Source organism: Loktanella salsilacus (assembly GCF_900114485.1).
In the GTDB taxonomy this organism is placed as follows: Bacteria; Pseudomonadota; Alphaproteobacteria; order Rhodobacterales; family Rhodobacteraceae; genus Loktanella; species Loktanella salsilacus.
On sequence record NZ_FOTF01000017.1, the window covers coordinates 1 to 14,667 of the forward strand.

A 14,667-nucleotide genomic window follows, 5' to 3' on the forward strand; every position below is an offset into this window, starting at 1 on the left:
CTGATGTGAAAACGCGGGGGATAAAATCCCCCGCGGTCTGTGTTTTTTTGGTGTGGTGATCATAGCGTGAGCAAAACACCCGATCCCATCCCGAACTCGGCAGTTAAGTGCCACCGCGCTGATGGTACTGCGTCTTAAGACGTGGGAGAGTAAGTCATTGCCACACCTAATAAACACAGACACGTATCTCTCAACGATATAAAACAAACAAATACAGCGACATATGGACAAAAATAACGTCCAATAATGGCGCGGGATGGAGCAGCCCGGTAGCTCGTCAGGCTCATAACCTGAAGGTCGTAGGTTCAAATCCTACTCCCGCAACCAAAATTACATAACAATTACAAAGACATAACAGCCACCCTTGGGTGGCTTTCTGCGTTGCCGTTTTGAACGGTGCTACGCTGGTGCTACGTTTTCACCTCTACTTAAGTAAGAGGCGTACCGTTAAATCGCCGAGCTGCACGAAATCGTAGTTTAAGCGCTATAACTTAGTACTGATTAAATAGCGGCTTAAAGCCAGCGGCGGCAGTTGTACCAGGTCAAACCTCAGATCAAATAAATTGCTACAATCTCAGGTATGCACTTCAATCTATTGACTACGGTAAGACGTATGGATCTTTAAGGTATTTATATTCCTATAAATCGCGCTGTATTGATTGAAAACGTCGTCTTTCCCATGAATGCTCTTATACCATTCAAGAATACCTTTCAGTCGCGATTTATTGGCGTAAGCCCATTCAAAATCGCGTGAGGCTCTATAGAAAGCGGCTCGATACTGTTTGCGTGCTGGGCCAGGAATCCGAGGTCGGTCCCCGTGGGTCAATAATCCAAGTGTTATTCTGGGAACTCCCCGAGGATGATATCGGGTTTTCGCGACATTTACAGTAAATCCGCTATGTTCAATAATTTGGGTCGCTAGTTCTTCTAGTTTAGGATGATTAAAATTCCGGTCTTTGTAAAAAAAGATGTCATCGCTATATCGTAAATAATCCATTTCCCAAGATGTCGCGAGATTCTCCATGTGGCGGTCGAAGCGCCTCATGATTAAATTCGATATTGCCGGGCTGGTCGGGGCCCCTTGAGCTATACTATTATTTCTTAGAGATAATTGGGATAAAATGTATGCGACGCTGTCGGTGAATCCCAGGCTTTTGTATAGTCCGACGACGCGTGGTCCCGTTATGCTGGGGAAAAAGTCTTGAATATCCATTTTCAGGATTGCCTTGCCACCGCAAAATTCTCGAGCCGCGCTAAAAATGGATTTCCCGCTAACATATGAATAAGCACATTCACTTAGCGGCTGCTTTTGAAGAATTTTACGGTTCATCGCTCGTTGGACACCCTTTAGTTCGGTGTACGGAATATCTAGTGTCCTAAAGGAGTGGGGCTTTGAATTTTTTGGTATCCTGATGGTTGTGTAGAACTTATCCGGATTTTCGACCAAATAAAAAATATGCTGCGGAGCAAAGCCTAGAAATGAGGATATATCCCTCAGGTTCAAGCTATCCTCCGCAGCATTCATACCCTACTTCTTCACTGTCTAGATTCATTTCAATCGATTTCTTAGGCGAAGAGCCTATGACTTCGATTGGAATGAAGGCTTCTACGTACTTTTCGTGCACACAACGATAGCGTTGTGTCTCCCGCTAGGGAATTGCTAGGATATGAGGCATGCCACCATAGTGAGCGGTAAACGTCAAGTAGTAGCTAGTAACTTTGCGCGCGCCAGACTGATCGCGGTAGTGCTGAAGGGCTTTAGGATCGGATCATCAAAGCCATTAATTGAGTGATATTTTGCTGCTGGAATTTTAGCGATTTTTTCCTCCAAGAAGAGGTCTCTTAGGCTTGCATTTAGCTGGCTTGGCCCCAGTCCGGTGAGGACTAATAACTCAGAATAACTAGGATGATCGCCGACAAGTATTCCGATCAAGGTTATTGCTTTGTGGAATGAATTTCGAACGTCGCTGATGTAGTCGCTGTATGGGATAATGCGTCGGCGTCTCATTCGTGAGATTCGAGTATTGTTGATATACTCTCCTCCTAACACATGGTGCGCATATTTATAAAAAGTAAGCGGGTATAGGACTCGATCAATCATTTCAGACTGGTGAGAGCTATTAAAGTAAATTACGTTTTGCGGGTTTCTTTTTGAAAGCAAGCTTAGTGGGCCGCGAGCTATATAACTTTCCGCCCGAAAAAAATTATTAGGTACCAAGACTACCAATCGGTCCTGTAGATGCGGAAGTTGCGTGAAGGTTCCAAGTTCGGCTATCGATCCAGCTGATTCCAGTATTAGAAGCGTGAAGTCAACATCATGAGCAAACCGCGCTTCCAAGGTCTGTAGGTCCATCCCTTTTCTAGAATATGAGAATTCACTCTCGATCTCTTCACCATAAACGACGGTGACATTCTGCATCTTCTCTAACTCAGTTCGAGCCAGATTCCGGATGTCTACGCGACCTGAGGTGAGGCCTGGGCCGCAAACGAAAATCTTCGATTGCACTTTTTGTGCTTTATCGTTGAGGAGGGTGGGTTGGATCAACATACTCGTACAGTAGCTGTAAGCCTGTTTCATACTCAAGCTTGGTTTGTCAGCATTCGTCGGGCTCAGTGAAAATAGTGTTCTTTAGGGCACCAGTAGTGGTTCTTTGACGCCTAGGTTTAAGAATTGATATTGAAGGCAAATGCCTGCTCGGTTCTGCTATAGTGAATTCGCCACTAACCCATTCTGCCGTCCGCCCTGTCCGCCGCTGTCCGCCGCCAAGCCCTGTTGATTATGATGGCGGACGGGGGCGGACAGGGCGGACGGCTGTTTAGGTCAGCGTCACTTCGATAATGCGGCGGCGTTCCTTCCCGGTGCGGGTGTGCGTAACGATCACGCCCCGCGACCGGAGCAGGGGTGCGATGCGGCGCAGTTCGGTGCCAAAGGCTGCGGGCTGGCGCGGAAAGGCGTCGCTGCCTTCAGTGATCGCCGGATAGCGCTTACGTAGATACGTAATGAGATCGGCAGTTGTGCCTTCCCAATGGCTCTGCGCCTGGATCATCGTCAGGATGGCGCTGGCGACCGCGTTGCATTCGAGCGCCGCTTCCTCTGCCTCTTTGCGATTGGCGCTGTAGGCGCTCAGAAAGCTCCCTTGAGGCCATCCAAGCGTTTGTTCGGCAGAAGTGACCCATTTTGCAAAGTCGGCCATCCTGGGGCGCTCTGAGAGTCGCACAGAGGGCAGGGCGGCCATCGCCCCTGATACGGCGTTCAGCAATGCTCCCAGGATCGCAGGGCGGGCCGCCTCAAAGCGCTGCCAGAAGTCGGCCTCATATTCACGGCGGGTTTCAGAGATCACGGGTAGATTGAGGCTAATGGCCCTGTCGGCCAGGTCAGGCCGCTCTGCCAGTTCCGGAATGCCGTTCAGGATGATCGGCCGTGTCGCCTTGAAGAGCACCTCATCGGCATCGCTGTGCAGCTTACGGGTGGCGAAGCCGCCACCTGTCGCCAGGCGACACAGCGCGTCAGCCATCGCGGGCTTGATCCGCGAGAGATTGTCGAAGGCCAACACATGCCCATTCTGTGCCGCGATCATTAAATCCCGCTCATCACCTGGGAAGCTACGGCTATCCAGTTCTGCCGGATCGATCAGGCGGCGCAGGACTTTGGCCGTCGTACTTTTGGCGCTGCCTTGCTCCCCTGTCAGGATAAGCAGCGGGTAGGGTCCTTCAGGTCGTAACGCGCCTAGGAGCCAGCCAACGATGAGCTTGAAGTCATCATCGTTGCGCACGTTCACGAATGGCCGCAAGCATTCGAGATCGGCCCCATGACGCACAGGGCGGGGCAGGGCCGCCATACCAGGCGAGCGGCGGAAACGCGGGCTGCCCATAGGCCTCTCGCGCCAGCCCTCGGCGTCAATATCGATCACCGACCAATCAGCCCCGCCCAGGTCCAAGGCAAATCCATCTTCGGTTTGGCCCATCCTGAAGAATACCGGATGAGTTTCGCCTTCAAACAAGGCCTGGCCGATGTACTGCCGCGACAGGTCGTCCAGCTTGGCAGCGGCGGGCGTCTTGCCCTTGGCCTGGAAGTACTCATACGCCAGCAGCCGTTTGAAGCCGCCGCTGCCTAGGGCGAAGGTTTCAAAGTGATCGCCGCGTCGGATCGTAGCGAAGGGCGTCTTGTCCGGACTGTGCCACAGGTCGGCGTCCTCAAAGAGTGGGACGTCAACGCTAGCGTCGTCAGCTTCAGGCGGTGGCGGGCCATCATCTAACGTAAGGGCGATAAGCCGATTGATCTCAGTCACGCCCCAGCCGCTCGCGATGGCGTCAGCGGCGTCCCATCCCTTATGTAAGGTAACAGGCTGTGCTGCCGGATCGGCTGAACTCTGTACCATTACCTTACATAGGAGCGCGTCAGAGATCGGGATCACCTTCGCCGCGGTCTTAAATTCCCTATGTAAGGTATCAGCGATTTGCGTTGCGTATTTCTGCCCTGGCTCGTCGTGGTCGGGCCATACGATAACGCGCCGCCCTGTAAGGGGTGCAAGGTCGGTTTTGCGAGCCGCGTTCGATCCGCCAAAGGTCGTCGTCGCAATAAAGCCAAGTGTCGCCAAAGCATCGGCGCATTTCTCGCCTTCGGTCACGATGATCGGGCGATCTAGGTTTGCGGCCTGAAGTTCGGGCAAGCGATATAGTGGGCGGCTGTCCAAGGCTGTCCAGGTTTCGGCTGTCACGTCATAGGGGATAAAGAACTTATCGCCGCCGCCGCGCTCAAAGCGATTGGCGATCAAAACGGTGTTGCCCTGGTCGTCACAGTAGAAGTGCTGCGTTGTTGGTGCGCCTGCTTTCGGATGGCGTAATGCCTTGAGATTGTCGCGCATTATTTCAGCCCCCATTCGTTGCCCAGAGTGCGGGCCGCGTCGGTTTGCGTCAGCCCGTTTATGTAAGCGTAAAGGCTGACAGGATCGCCGCCTGCGTCACCTGTGGCGAAGTCTGCCCAGCGTCCCGTCACGGTGTTTACCTTGAATGATCCGGCGCGGCGGTCTGCCCTGGTCGGATTGCGGGCCACCCATTCTTGGCCGCAGCGCCGCCCATCGGGCAACCAGGCTGCCAAGAGGTCAGGGAAGCGGTTCAAGCAGGCCATATTGACCACAACGAAGGATACGCTGCGCCATTTGGTTTGAGCGCTCATAGCCCCACCTCATGTTCGCGGGACGCTTCAAAGGCTTCTAGGTCGGCTAGGCGATACCGCACAAGGCGTCCGACCTTGATGTAGGTCAGGGCGTAGCGTTTGGTGCAGCGCCAGGTCGCCAGCGTTGTCGTGGACACGCCAAGCCGTTCTGCCACGTCTTGCGGCGTCAGGAGGTTCGGTTTTTGCAGTGGATAGTTCATATTATAAGGCTTTCTCAGCTTAAGTTATCGATGCTGAGAAAGTCGCAGATATGTAGGGCTATCCGCTATTGCTGTCGCCCGGCGTCAAATCCCTTACATAGGAAAAAGTGATGCGCCAATCGCTACATAAGACAACTTAAAGCTGTGCTCTGATTTTTTCGATGGCGGTTCCGGCCAAGCTTTCCGCCACGGTGGAATCAAGTTTACGGATGATCTGGTGTAGGGCTCTGCCAGGCTCGCTGTCATAGCGGCTGATCTCCTGTTTGTAGCGGCCCCGGATGTAAGCGACTGTAGAGAACTCCTCCCAAAGCGGCTGGAAGGTCCGCGCGGCCTCTTCCAGCGCGAAGTTCTTCGGCAGCACTTTGACCTTGGTGCGGTTGGCGTCCGCGACGAAGGTGAAAGCCCGCTCGCGGGCCTCTGCCGCATCGTCATCGTCCAGGGGTAGAGTGATGATCTGATCAATCGCCGCTTCCAGGGCGGAGGCCAGTTCCTTTACCACGTCGAGCCGTGATTGTGGGCCGCTGGGGGCAGCGGGACAGATATAGGCTTTCGAAGCCAACGGGCGGCTGGTGTCAGCTGCCAGGACTTTCGCCAGCGTTGCGCTGACCATCTGGTTCGCAAGGTCGCTCTTGCTGAGTTGTTGCAACGCCTTGGACAGCTGCCGCGCTGAGACGCCTGCGCTCATCATGTGAACGCCGGAATACTGCAACAATTTGCTCTTCTCGGCCTGCTTTAACCATTTGCCGCGCACATAGGCATGGCCTGTGTCGATCACGCCTTTGAACAGCGCCATCGGATGTGGCTCGCGATTAAAGCGGGTGGCAAAGCTCTCAAAGAATGCGGCGGGATAGATTTCGCAAAGATCGTGGTAGGTGTCGGCACTCGTCAGCAGGCGCTGCCAAGGCTCAGGGTCTCTCTTCGGTGTCCGGCTCATCTGCTGGCGCTCCTACATATCCAAACATTGCATCGGTGGCCTTGTTGACAGAGTGCCGGACAGGATCAAGGTTCAGGCGGGCATAGACTGCCGTGGATTGCTGGCTGCGGTGGCCTAGGGTTTTGCCGATGATATAGCTGTTGGCCCCGGTGGCGGCTTGCCAGCTGCCCAGGGTGCGGCGTAGGTCGTGAATGCGCAGATCGGCAATACCTGCCTCATTCAAGATACGCGCCCAGGCTTTTTTCGGGTCCGCTAGGTGGCCCTTTGCGCCGTTGCCTGGAAAGACCCAAGGGCTGAGCGAGTGCAGCTTGCGCTCTTGCAGGATCGTCATGGCCTGAGGCGACAGATGCGCGATTTGCGGGTCGCTATTCTTCGTTAGCGCAATCCGCCAGGTGGCTGCGTGGAAGTTGATCTCTTCCCAGCGCATCGCAAGCGTGTTGGATTTGCGCGCCCCCGCCAAAAGCGAGATCATAAAGAAATCCCGCGCGGCCTCATTGGGCTCATTCGCCAAGGCCGCAAAGAAGCGGGGCAATTCGTCAGGCTGCAAAAACCGATCCCGGCTTTGTTCGCGGAATTTCTTAATGCCTGTCGCCGGGTTCACGCCCTGCCAGCCCCAATCCGCCGCCTTGTTAAAGATTGAGCGAATACGCTCCAAAAGCCGATTGGCCTGATACAGTCCGCTGTCTTTGCCGACCTTGGCGTGAAGCCGCTCCACCTCCGGCTTTTCAATGCTGGAGATTCTGCGCTTGAACCAATGCCGCAGGAACTTGTTCACCTCCCGCTCGTCATAGGCCCAGGAGCGCTTATGCACCTTGGAATGCTTTTCCAGGTATTCGGTGAACAGCGCCTGAAAGGTCATTTCATCGCGGATCGCCCGCTTGGCCTTTTGCGGGTTCTCACCCATCGCGATCTCGCCCTTGGCGCTCGCCGCCAGCTTGCGGGCGTTCTCTACCGTCAGGTCTGGGAACTTACCCAGCAGCAGCCGTTCAGGCCGTCCGTCGATCCGCTTGTAGAGGTAAAAGGTTTTGCTGCCTGCCGCCGTGACCGCCAAGACCAGACCCTTTTCCTTGCCGTCGTAATAGTAATCCCGCTTGCCCTTTTCAGCTGCCTTGGCTGCCGAAAGGGCCGCTTTGGTGAAGTTGATCTCAAAGCTTGCCATATGCCTGTCCTCAGATGCGGTGCTACAATGGTGCTACACTAGAGCGCAAAAATGGACAATCAGCAGTTGTCTTGAGCAAAGCAAATATGGACTTAAATTGCTGTTTTAGATAGGTTAAAAGATGTTCAGCAATGCAGCGCAAACAATGGACCGTTAGACTCATAACCTGAAGGTCGTAGGTTCAAATCCTACTCCCGCAACCAAATCTTCCTTATAATATCATTATGTTACCAGCCACCTTCGGGTGGCTTTCTGCGTTCGCGTTTTGCCGTGGAAGCACCGTGGAAGCACACAGCGTCAACGCGCTGCTGTGGCGATAGGGACACCCGAGGAGGACAACCAATCGCGTCCGTCAACACTGATCTGCGAGTCTCCTGGATAGGCCGGATTGTGCAAGTCACGACGCATTCGAAGGCAGCAGCGTATTCTTATATCTGCATAAATTGAATTTTGAGTAAATCTAAGAAGTCCGGGGATCTGACGATCTCAAGGCCCTACTTCCGGATCAATGACCGAAAGCGCGGAGCGGATGGTTTGATCTTTAAAATCGAAAATTTGCGATGAATATCGGCTGGGCGGACAAGTTTAACAAAGCTTGTGTCGGTAACTACGAAAAGCCAATGACAAATGGCGCGAGTCTGACATCAACAACTTCGTAGTGCTGGCGACGCGCTTCTTTTGTTGAGCGACTAATTTCTGTGGGACCTAATCGCTCACGGTTTCAAATCTGCGCAACACCTTAAAGGCAAGCATCAGTATTAGCATACAGGCAAACATCCCAGAAACATCACCGACGAGATATCCAGCGGATGTTGAAGCGGCTTGCTGGAAGGCTAGCAACATGCCGCCGGTATTGATGACGGATGCGATACAACCAGCAATCAGGATGTCTCGCCAGTTCGCACGGGTGCCTGAGGTGATGCGAAAATCCATGCCAGCGCGTGCCAGTGCCCAAAATGTAACAACGGCACAGACGACACCTGACATCAGTCCGATGATCTGAAGCGGTGTGAACCCGGAGAAGCCGAAGTTGAGCCAGTGGGTAAATGCTGCGGCCGGTAGCAGGAGAGGGATCGCCTTCCACCCCATCAGCCAAGCTGATAGCACCCGAACCCCATGAGGTAGGAACAGGAGGCTTGCATAGGCTGCCATCTCAGGGGTGTATTGCTGTTGCCACGGCAAAAGCACATCCATCGAGAGGCTAAAAGCCGCTAAATATGCGATAGATATAAGAGCGAACGCGATAAGTAGGCTGCCAAGATTTCGACCGGATTCTGAAATGGTCACGTCAACTTCTTTGATAATGAATAGGTTGATCGCTTTTTTTCATTGCTATGGACAAGATAGCCGGCATCTACGACGTCCTTCATAGCTCGGAAGAAGCTACTGCGTGGCACGCCAGCAAGCAATGCGTGCTTGCGGATTTCGTCCGTCTCAACGGTTGTGCCATTGGTCTCGGACAAGATGGTAGCGGCATAGACAATGTCCTTTTGAATCGACCCTAAATCATCGATCCCAAGATCCCGCTCCATCCCGAGGAGCAGCTCCTTAAGATGAGCGATTGAAGCGAGCCTTTTCATAGCAACCTTTCTACGCGACGATAAATTTGTCAGACCCGTCAGGCCTTCAACGATAGGAATTGACATCTGTGAGGGCAAGTCTCAAATTGGGACTGCATTAGCAGAAAAAAATTATTTTGTAGCACCAGCGCCCCGCGAGCTTACGCCCGCGGGGCGTAATTTTTTTAGCTTATCAGGTGGCTCTTCCAGTGGCGAGTATCGACAGCATCTCATGCGGAAAGAAGTCGACCACGGCGATCACGTCCTCGCCATCCCTGCATACTGGTTCTGCACAAAAATAATGTTTTCATTGGATCAGATACAAGCGTCCGCTTTCTCGATCATGTCGAAGCCGACGGTGGGCTGTCCCACGATTTTGAAGCGAGGGATGTCGGGCCCGCCAGGCAATGGCATCATCCGGAAATAAATTGGGGCTCGGCGGCCTCCTTGTTCCAAACCCGTGCCGTCGTTGACGGTTTTTGAATGTCTCTGAATAGCTGGCAATCGTTGCGAAGCTGCAATCTTGCTACGTGGGTTCGGACCGGACGTTTGCTTCGCTGCCCACCGATGTCAGCTTTGCTAAAATCGTATTGTCACTGACAGTTCGCAGCGACGTCAAAGACGCTCGACTGACAATCACTTGGGTACGCAGACAGCAGCGTCTTGAGCCTAACAACATGGGCGTCTTCGCATGTTATGAGGTCAGCCGCTGTCGGACAACCTGTTTCAAGGATTTGCTGAACTACCTTAGCGCTCGCTGCAAGCGGACGCGATCGGCTATAAGAACGACGCGTTCTCGATTGGGTCCTTAAAGAGATTAAGAGCCGCCTGATGGCCTGATTGGTTTTGGTGATCTTGCGCTCGTCCGCCTATTGACCCTTTCGGTCCGATCCGGACATGCAAGTATCGCATTTGATGGAACAACAAATCGAAACCCGCCCAAGCGCGCTATGATGCCGGGAGTAGGTCGTAGTTTATGGCCTATCGAGGGACTTAGATGTTCTTGAGCTGAACCAATGCGCCCTTGGCGGCGATGACTTGTGCTGCGATACGGGAGGCCGCCAAAATGCGGTCTTCCATACAGAGCGCCTTATCTAGCCCGGCAAAGAAACCGGCGTTAAAGCTGTCCCCGGCAGAGGTCGTGTCTACGATTTTGCTGACAGGGGGCGGGGTGACGGTCGTGGTTTCGCCTGCGTGTGCGTAAAGGATATCGCCGCCGCCGTTTTTGACCACCACTGTGGTGGCCCCGGCGTTGCGATAGCGGTCCAGCGTGTCTTGAATGGTGGCGTCGCCAAAATGTGCGGCTTCGTCGTCGAAGGACGGCAGGACGATATCGCAGGCCTGTGCGAAGCGCATAATGGTTTCGGTCATCTGTTTTTCGTTGGCCCATAGACGGGGTCGCAGGTTGGAATCGAAGGCGACGGTCTTGCCGTGTCGGCGCGCGGATTGGACGGCGTCCAGCAGGGCGTCGCGGCCGGCGGGGTCAAGGATCGCAACAGTGATGCCCGACAGATAGATCAGATCGGTCGATCCCATGGCCTGCGCCAAGGCTTGGCTATCGCTGGCCAGCTGCTTTGCCGCGGATTGGGACCGCCAATAGGAAAAGCTGCGCTCTCCATCATTCAACGAGATCATGTAAAGGCCGACGGTGCTGTTGGCAGAGCGGGCGACGTGGGCGATGTCGATGCCAGCGTCCGTCATCTTTGTCAGCATAGCATCAGACACCGCGTCGGTGCCGACTTTGGTGAAATATTGCGTCGTGATGTCAGGCCGCAGGGCGCGCATGTACCACGCCGTGTTGAAGGTATCGCCGGCAAAACCCATCTGAAACGCGCCCGGTGCGTCGCCGGGGGCCATTTCGACCATACATTCGCCGATCGATAAAAAACGCAGCGCGGTTGCCGGGGCGGTGGGGGATAAGATCGGGGAGGAGGTCATGTTGCGGCCTTCAGGTGTTAGACTAGTATACCATTGCAACCAGGCGATATGATTGCAAGATTAACGATAATTCTTGCCCCTCACTTTCAGCGCCAGATCGTGGATCTGCAAGGCGCATATGGGTGCGGGCAAGGGCGGGCATATCACAGGAGGCAAATGATATGAGTGAATTTCCGGTCGTCAGCACAGGCGAGCATGTCACGCGGCAAGTGCTAGCAGATCACCCCGATCTGATGGTTGTCGCCTTTCGGTTCGGTGCGACGGGGGCAGAGGGCGCGCTGCACAATCATCCGCATGTGCAATCGACGTTCGTCAAAGAGGGTCGCTTTCGCTTTACGGTGGACGGCGAAGTGACCGAAGTCGGACCTGGCGATAGCTTTGTCGTGGCGTCAAATGTCGTGCATGGCTGTGTCTGTCTGGAGCCGGGGTTGCTGGTGGATTGCTTTACGCCGCGGCGCGACGACTTTTTGTAAGCACGAAAAAGGCGGGCCAGTGATTGGCCCGCCTTTGCATTGTCACCGCGCTTAGCTGAACAGCATGCCGCCGTTGATGTCGACGTTTGCGCCCGTGATGAACGCGCTGTCGTCGCAAGCCAAGAACAGCACCAGATTGGCGATATCGACGGGCAGGCCCTGACGTTTCACCGGGGATGCGTTTTCGACAAAGGTGCGGACCTCTGGCTTAGTGTGGACGTTGTGGAAGTCCGTGTCGATCATACCGGGGCAAAGAGCGTTGACGCGGATGTTCGGGCCAAGCTCTTTCGCCAAGCCGCGTGTCATGGTCATAACAGCGCCTTTGGACGTCGCATAAGCAACCGAACCGGGGCCACCGCCGTCACGGCCAGCTTGGCTGGCAAGGTTGACGATCGTGCCGGTTGTCATGTGCTCTAGGCACGCCTTAACCATCAGGAACGTGCTGGTCAGGTTCAGGTCCATGACCGCGTTCCAATGCTCCAATGACATCTCGGAGATTTTCTTGCGTGCGATCAGGCCGCCGGTGTTGTTCACCAGAATGTCGACGCTGCCGAAATCTGCGACAGCTTTGCCGACCAGTGCATCGACGCCTTCTTGGGTGTTCAGATCACCCTGCAGCGCGAATGCCTTGCCGCCAGCGGCGGTGATTTCAGCCACGGCGCTGTCTGCACCTTCGCTGCTGGAAAAGTAGTTGATGGCGACGTTTGCGCCTTCTTCTGCCAGTCGAATTGCGCAAGCGCGGCCAATGTCGCGGCCGCCACCTGTGATGATTGCTGTTTTGCCTTGAAGTTTCATGTGTCTTCCTTCCAGTTTATTTTATCAGGCCGGCGTTGTGCCGACATCGAATGTCTTGGGGACGATGACGCGGAAAGAGCGGTCGTCGGCATCGGTGAAGTACAGGTCGCAGTCGTAGCCTTGATCATCCAAAAAGCTGAAGATCCGGCGCGGTGCGGCTGTGGGATAGGGCACCAGCAAGGTTGCGATGCGGTGACGAATAGCTTTCGGGAATGTCGCCTTCAGACAGGTGCTGACGGGCAGCCCCTCGATCTCTGATGGGTCGACATCGGGAAAGCCGGTTTGCTGGGTCAGGGTCGGCACGCCGGCCTCTGACCACAGGAACTGGCCGTAAAAGCCAGCATTCTCGCCAGTGTAGCGGAATGTTGTGTCGCCCAGTGTCATGGGCGCATTTGCGTGCAGCAGGAAATTGACCTCGACCGGTTCATCGGCGTCGATGGAATCGACGATGACGAAGTATTCGTTATTCACGAAATAGACGTCGCGCAGCACAGAGGTGATTTCAGGCGACAGCGTTTGATAGGCCGCTGTGGCATCGCCCTGCATGTAGATGTGATCGCCGCGATCTTCGGCGATGTTGATCTTGCCTGTGGACTGCATCGCGAGCGACTTGTCCTTGCCCGCATACTGACCCTTACCGTTGATCAGGATCGCGTTCTTGGACACCGTTTGGCGGCGCCAGTTCTGGTGCATGGTGCTGTTAAAGGCCACGTAATAGCCGGACTGGATCGCAAGATCTTCGCCAAACCCTGCCAGACAAAAGGCATTCTGATCGCCGTGGCTGTGACTGATCGAGCCATAGGGCGAGGATTTCATCACGAACTGGATGTGGTTTTCCGGGTCTTGCATCCGGTGCTGGATCGCGACCCAGCCGATGCCTTTGAACCAACGGAACTGGTCGTCATCCGCAGGGGGGACGGCGTCAATAATCGGGAAATCGGTGCGGTAGGCAAGCTCGTCAAAGTTAAAGTCCCACCAGCCCCAGTTATAGAACATCTGTTCCGTGCCGGGATTGGTGCGCTTAATTTCGTCGTAATACCACTGATAGGCCCCGTTGCCGGTGACGCCGGCGTATTGGCGCAGGTTATAGCCGATCTTGACCGCGGGCAGATCGCCCATGGTGCTGTCGTCGCCAAAGGTGGCGCGGCGGGTGTCGGGGGCTTTGGTATAGAGCGGGAAATCACCGGTGCGCTGAAAGAACGGGCGGTCATACAGGTTGATGCCAGTATAGCTTTTCAGCAGGTTCGCCGCGTCGATCAGATAGGCCATGCCGGTCATCCAATAGTGCGGACCTTCGGCCCAGCCGCCGTCTTTGTCGCCCCAAGGCGAATAGACGGTGAACAGGAATTCGATGGAATAGTTCAGCCAGCCCTCTGCCTCTGGTGTGTCGTCCAGCAGGGCGATTGATGCGGGGATCAGCACGGCAGACACGGCGCGCACGGCGTGGCTGTCAAAGGGGAACAGATGAATGTTCGCGTGCTTGATGATGTGGTCTGCGGTTTCGCGGGTGCGGGCAAGCAGGGCGGTGCGGACGGTCGTACGCTCTTCTTCGGTCAGCTGGTCGTAAAGCCAGTCATAGCCCCACGCGAGGGCCACGTTCACGCGGAACGCCCATTCGTCAGTATAGCTGCGCGAGGTTGTGCCCGCAGGATTCCACGCGGCGGCGGACAGCAGCCAGTCTTTGGCGCGGGCCAGCATATCGGCGTCGCGGGTGACTTGGCCGCCGATGGCCAGATGGCGGATCGCGTAAAGCAGCTCTTGGCAGTCGATATAGGTCTGACGCCAGATCGGCGCGGTGCGCTTGTGATCCGGATAGCCAGCTGGTTCGGGCATGATGTCCCGGTCCATCCACGGCAGCACGGATTTGTCAAAGAAGGTGGACCATGTGCAATGGTCTGCGTCGGCCGCGATATCGCTGCGGAATTGATCCAGCCGGTCTGGCGTCAGCCACAGGCGCGGGTGGCTGCGGTCTGCGGTGGCAAAGCGGGTCTTGCGGCTGGCAAGGGGCGTTTCGGGCAAACCGTCTGCGACGGTAAAGCTGCGATCGCTGCTCCATGCGGTAACGGGTTGGCCAGCGTCGTCGCAGACGGCGTAGGACCAGACGTAGTTGCCAGCAGGCAGCACGGTATCAGGCGTGAAAAAGTTCAGCGCAATGCCGGAAAATGTGTGGGTCGATTTGGCGGGATAGGACGGGTCGGTCGACATACGCAGCACGTAGTGCGCCTCGTCCTCGATCACCGGAAGCCATGTGAAACGCGGCGGGTTTTCAGCCACGGCAAAGCCGTCAGCTGGCCCGTATTGAATGGTCAGACGTCCAGTCTTGGGCTCGTCCAGCATGGGAGTTGTGCGAGGAGGCATCGGAGTGCTTTCTGATCGGATCAAAGGAGAGGGTGAGGTGCGGCCACCTAGGCGGCCGCACCTCTGCTCGGGAGG

General features: G+C 55.2%; 13 protein-coding genes, 1 tRNA gene and 1 rRNA gene. 3 read left to right on the forward strand and 12 right to left on the reverse strand.

The features are described 5' to 3' along the window. Nucleotides 1-51 precede the first annotated feature (51 nt). Both rrf and BM131_RS14235 read left to right on the forward strand, forming a co-directional pair. Nucleotides 52-166: ribosomal RNA gene (rrf, locus tag BM131_RS14230) — 5S ribosomal RNA — on the forward strand. Nucleotides 167-250: 84 nt separating this feature from the next. Next, nucleotides 251-327 (forward strand) — tRNA-Met (locus BM131_RS14235). Nucleotides 328-592: 265 nt separating this feature from the next. Here the strand turns inward: BM131_RS14235 and BM131_RS14240 are convergent. The 10 genes from BM131_RS14240 to BM131_RS14285 form a co-directional block, all read right to left on the reverse strand. Beyond that, entirely contained in the window at nt 593-1,525 is a 933-nt protein-coding gene (locus tag BM131_RS14240; RefSeq protein ID WP_090190557.1) for a retron St85 family RNA-directed DNA polymerase, read from the reverse strand. 174 nt (nt 1,526-1,699) lie between these two features. Next, nucleotides 1,700-2,578: a retron St85 family effector protein gene (locus BM131_RS14245; protein ID WP_139222639.1), complete on the reverse strand. Its 879-nt coding sequence runs from the start codon at nt 2,576-2,578 to the stop codon at nt 1,700-1,702. A 238-nt stretch (nt 2,579-2,816) separates the two neighbouring features. Next, on the reverse strand, nt 2,817-4,865 hold the full coding sequence (locus tag BM131_RS20540; protein WP_090190561.1) for a hypothetical protein: 2,049 nt from the start codon (nt 4,863-4,865) through the stop codon (nt 2,817-2,819). After that, nucleotides 4,865-5,176 carry a hypothetical protein gene (locus BM131_RS14255; protein WP_217646870.1) on the reverse strand — a complete coding sequence of 104 codons (312 nt, stop codon included), beginning with the start codon at nt 5,174-5,176 and terminating at the stop codon, nt 4,865-4,867. Before BM131_RS14255 ends, BM131_RS20540 begins: the two co-directional genes overlap by 1 nt. Further along, a complete protein-coding gene (locus BM131_RS14260) occupies nt 5,173-5,376 on the reverse strand; it encodes a helix-turn-helix domain-containing protein (RefSeq protein ID WP_090190562.1) in 204 nt (67 codons plus the stop codon). The genes BM131_RS14255 and BM131_RS14260 overlap by 4 nt, the downstream gene beginning before the upstream one ends. 136 nt (nt 5,377-5,512) lie before the next feature. Then, entirely contained in the window at nt 5,513-6,310 is a 798-nt protein-coding gene (locus BM131_RS14265) for a hypothetical protein (RefSeq protein ID WP_090190564.1), read from the reverse strand. After that, a complete protein-coding gene (locus tag BM131_RS14270) occupies nt 6,282-7,469 on the reverse strand; it encodes a tyrosine-type recombinase/integrase (protein ID WP_090190565.1) in 1,188 nt (395 codons plus the stop codon). Before BM131_RS14270 ends, BM131_RS14265 begins: the two co-directional genes overlap by 29 nt. Before the next feature lie 705 nt (nt 7,470-8,174). Continuing rightward, on the reverse strand, nt 8,175-8,756 hold the full coding sequence (locus BM131_RS14275) for a hypothetical protein (RefSeq protein WP_090190567.1): 582 nt from the start codon (nt 8,754-8,756) through the stop codon (nt 8,175-8,177). Further along, nucleotides 8,753-9,049 (reverse strand): hypothetical protein, encoded by a 297-nt coding sequence (locus tag BM131_RS14280; RefSeq protein ID WP_090190568.1) that lies wholly within the window; start codon nt 9,047-9,049, stop codon nt 8,753-8,755. The genes BM131_RS14275 and BM131_RS14280 overlap by 4 nt, the downstream gene beginning before the upstream one ends. 972 nt (nt 9,050-10,021) lie before the next feature. Beyond that, the gene (locus tag BM131_RS14285) at nt 10,022-10,966 is read right to left on the reverse strand and encodes a sugar kinase (RefSeq protein ID WP_090190570.1); all 945 of its coding nucleotides are present in this window, start codon (nt 10,964-10,966) and stop codon (nt 10,022-10,024) included. A 161-nt stretch (nt 10,967-11,127) separates the two neighbouring features. Here BM131_RS14285 and BM131_RS14290 point away from each other — a divergent pair, with 161 nt between their 5' ends. Beyond that, nucleotides 11,128-11,439: a cupin domain-containing protein gene (locus tag BM131_RS14290; RefSeq protein ID WP_090190571.1), complete on the forward strand. Its 312-nt coding sequence runs from the start codon at nt 11,128-11,130 to the stop codon at nt 11,437-11,439. A 51-nt stretch (nt 11,440-11,490) separates the two neighbouring features. On the opposite strand, the gene BM131_RS14295 is transcribed toward BM131_RS14290, so the two are convergent. Together BM131_RS14295 and BM131_RS14300 are read right to left on the reverse strand one after the other, a co-directional pair. Continuing rightward, complete coding sequence (locus tag BM131_RS14295) at nt 11,491-12,234, reverse strand: SDR family NAD(P)-dependent oxidoreductase (protein WP_090190573.1); 744 nt, start codon at nt 12,232-12,234, stop codon at nt 11,491-11,493. A gap of 24 nt (nt 12,235-12,258) precedes the next feature. Then, the gene (locus BM131_RS14300; RefSeq protein ID WP_090190574.1) at nt 12,259-14,592 is read right to left on the reverse strand and encodes a DUF4962 domain-containing protein; all 2,334 of its coding nucleotides are present in this window, start codon (nt 14,590-14,592) and stop codon (nt 12,259-12,261) included. Nucleotides 14,593-14,667: the final 75 nt, after the last annotated feature.

What these genes read in the sequence shown, in the direction of transcription:
- BM131_RS14260 (WP_090190562.1), bottom strand. Translation starts at nt 5,376, where the DNA reads ATGAACTATCCACTGCAAAAACCGAACCTCCTGACGCCGCAAGACGTG.
- BM131_RS14265 (WP_090190564.1), bottom strand. Translation starts at nt 6,310, where the DNA reads ATGAGCCGGACACCGAAGAGAGACCCTGAGCCTTGGCAGCGCCTGCTG.
- BM131_RS20540 (WP_090190561.1), bottom strand. Translation starts at nt 4,865, where the DNA reads ATGCGCGACAATCTCAAGGCATTACGCCATCCGAAAGCAGGCGCACCA.
- BM131_RS14255 (WP_217646870.1), bottom strand. Translation starts at nt 5,176, where the DNA reads ATGAGCGCTCAAACCAAATGGCGCAGCGTATCCTTCGTTGTGGTCAAT.
- BM131_RS14295 (WP_090190573.1), bottom strand. Translation starts at nt 12,234, where the DNA reads ATGAAACTTCAAGGCAAAACAGCAATCATCACAGGTGGCGGCCGCGAC.
- BM131_RS14240 (WP_090190557.1), bottom strand. Translation starts at nt 1,525, where the DNA reads ATGAATGCTGCGGAGGATAGCTTGAACCTGAGGGATATATCCTCATTT.
- BM131_RS14300 (WP_090190574.1), bottom strand. Translation starts at nt 14,592, where the DNA reads ATGCCTCCTCGCACAACTCCCATGCTGGACGAGCCCAAGACTGGACGT.
- BM131_RS14280 (WP_090190568.1), bottom strand. Translation starts at nt 9,049, where the DNA reads ATGAAAAGGCTCGCTTCAATCGCTCATCTTAAGGAGCTGCTCCTCGGG.
- BM131_RS14290 (WP_090190571.1), top strand. Translation starts at nt 11,128, where the DNA reads ATGAGTGAATTTCCGGTCGTCAGCACAGGCGAGCATGTCACGCGGCAA.
- BM131_RS14285 (WP_090190570.1), bottom strand. Translation starts at nt 10,966, where the DNA reads ATGACCTCCTCCCCGATCTTATCCCCCACCGCCCCGGCAACCGCGCTG.
- BM131_RS14245 (WP_139222639.1), bottom strand. Translation starts at nt 2,578, where the DNA reads ATGAAACAGGCTTACAGCTACTGTACGAGTATGTTGATCCAACCCACC.
- BM131_RS14270 (WP_090190565.1), bottom strand. Translation starts at nt 7,469, where the DNA reads ATGGCAAGCTTTGAGATCAACTTCACCAAAGCGGCCCTTTCGGCAGCC.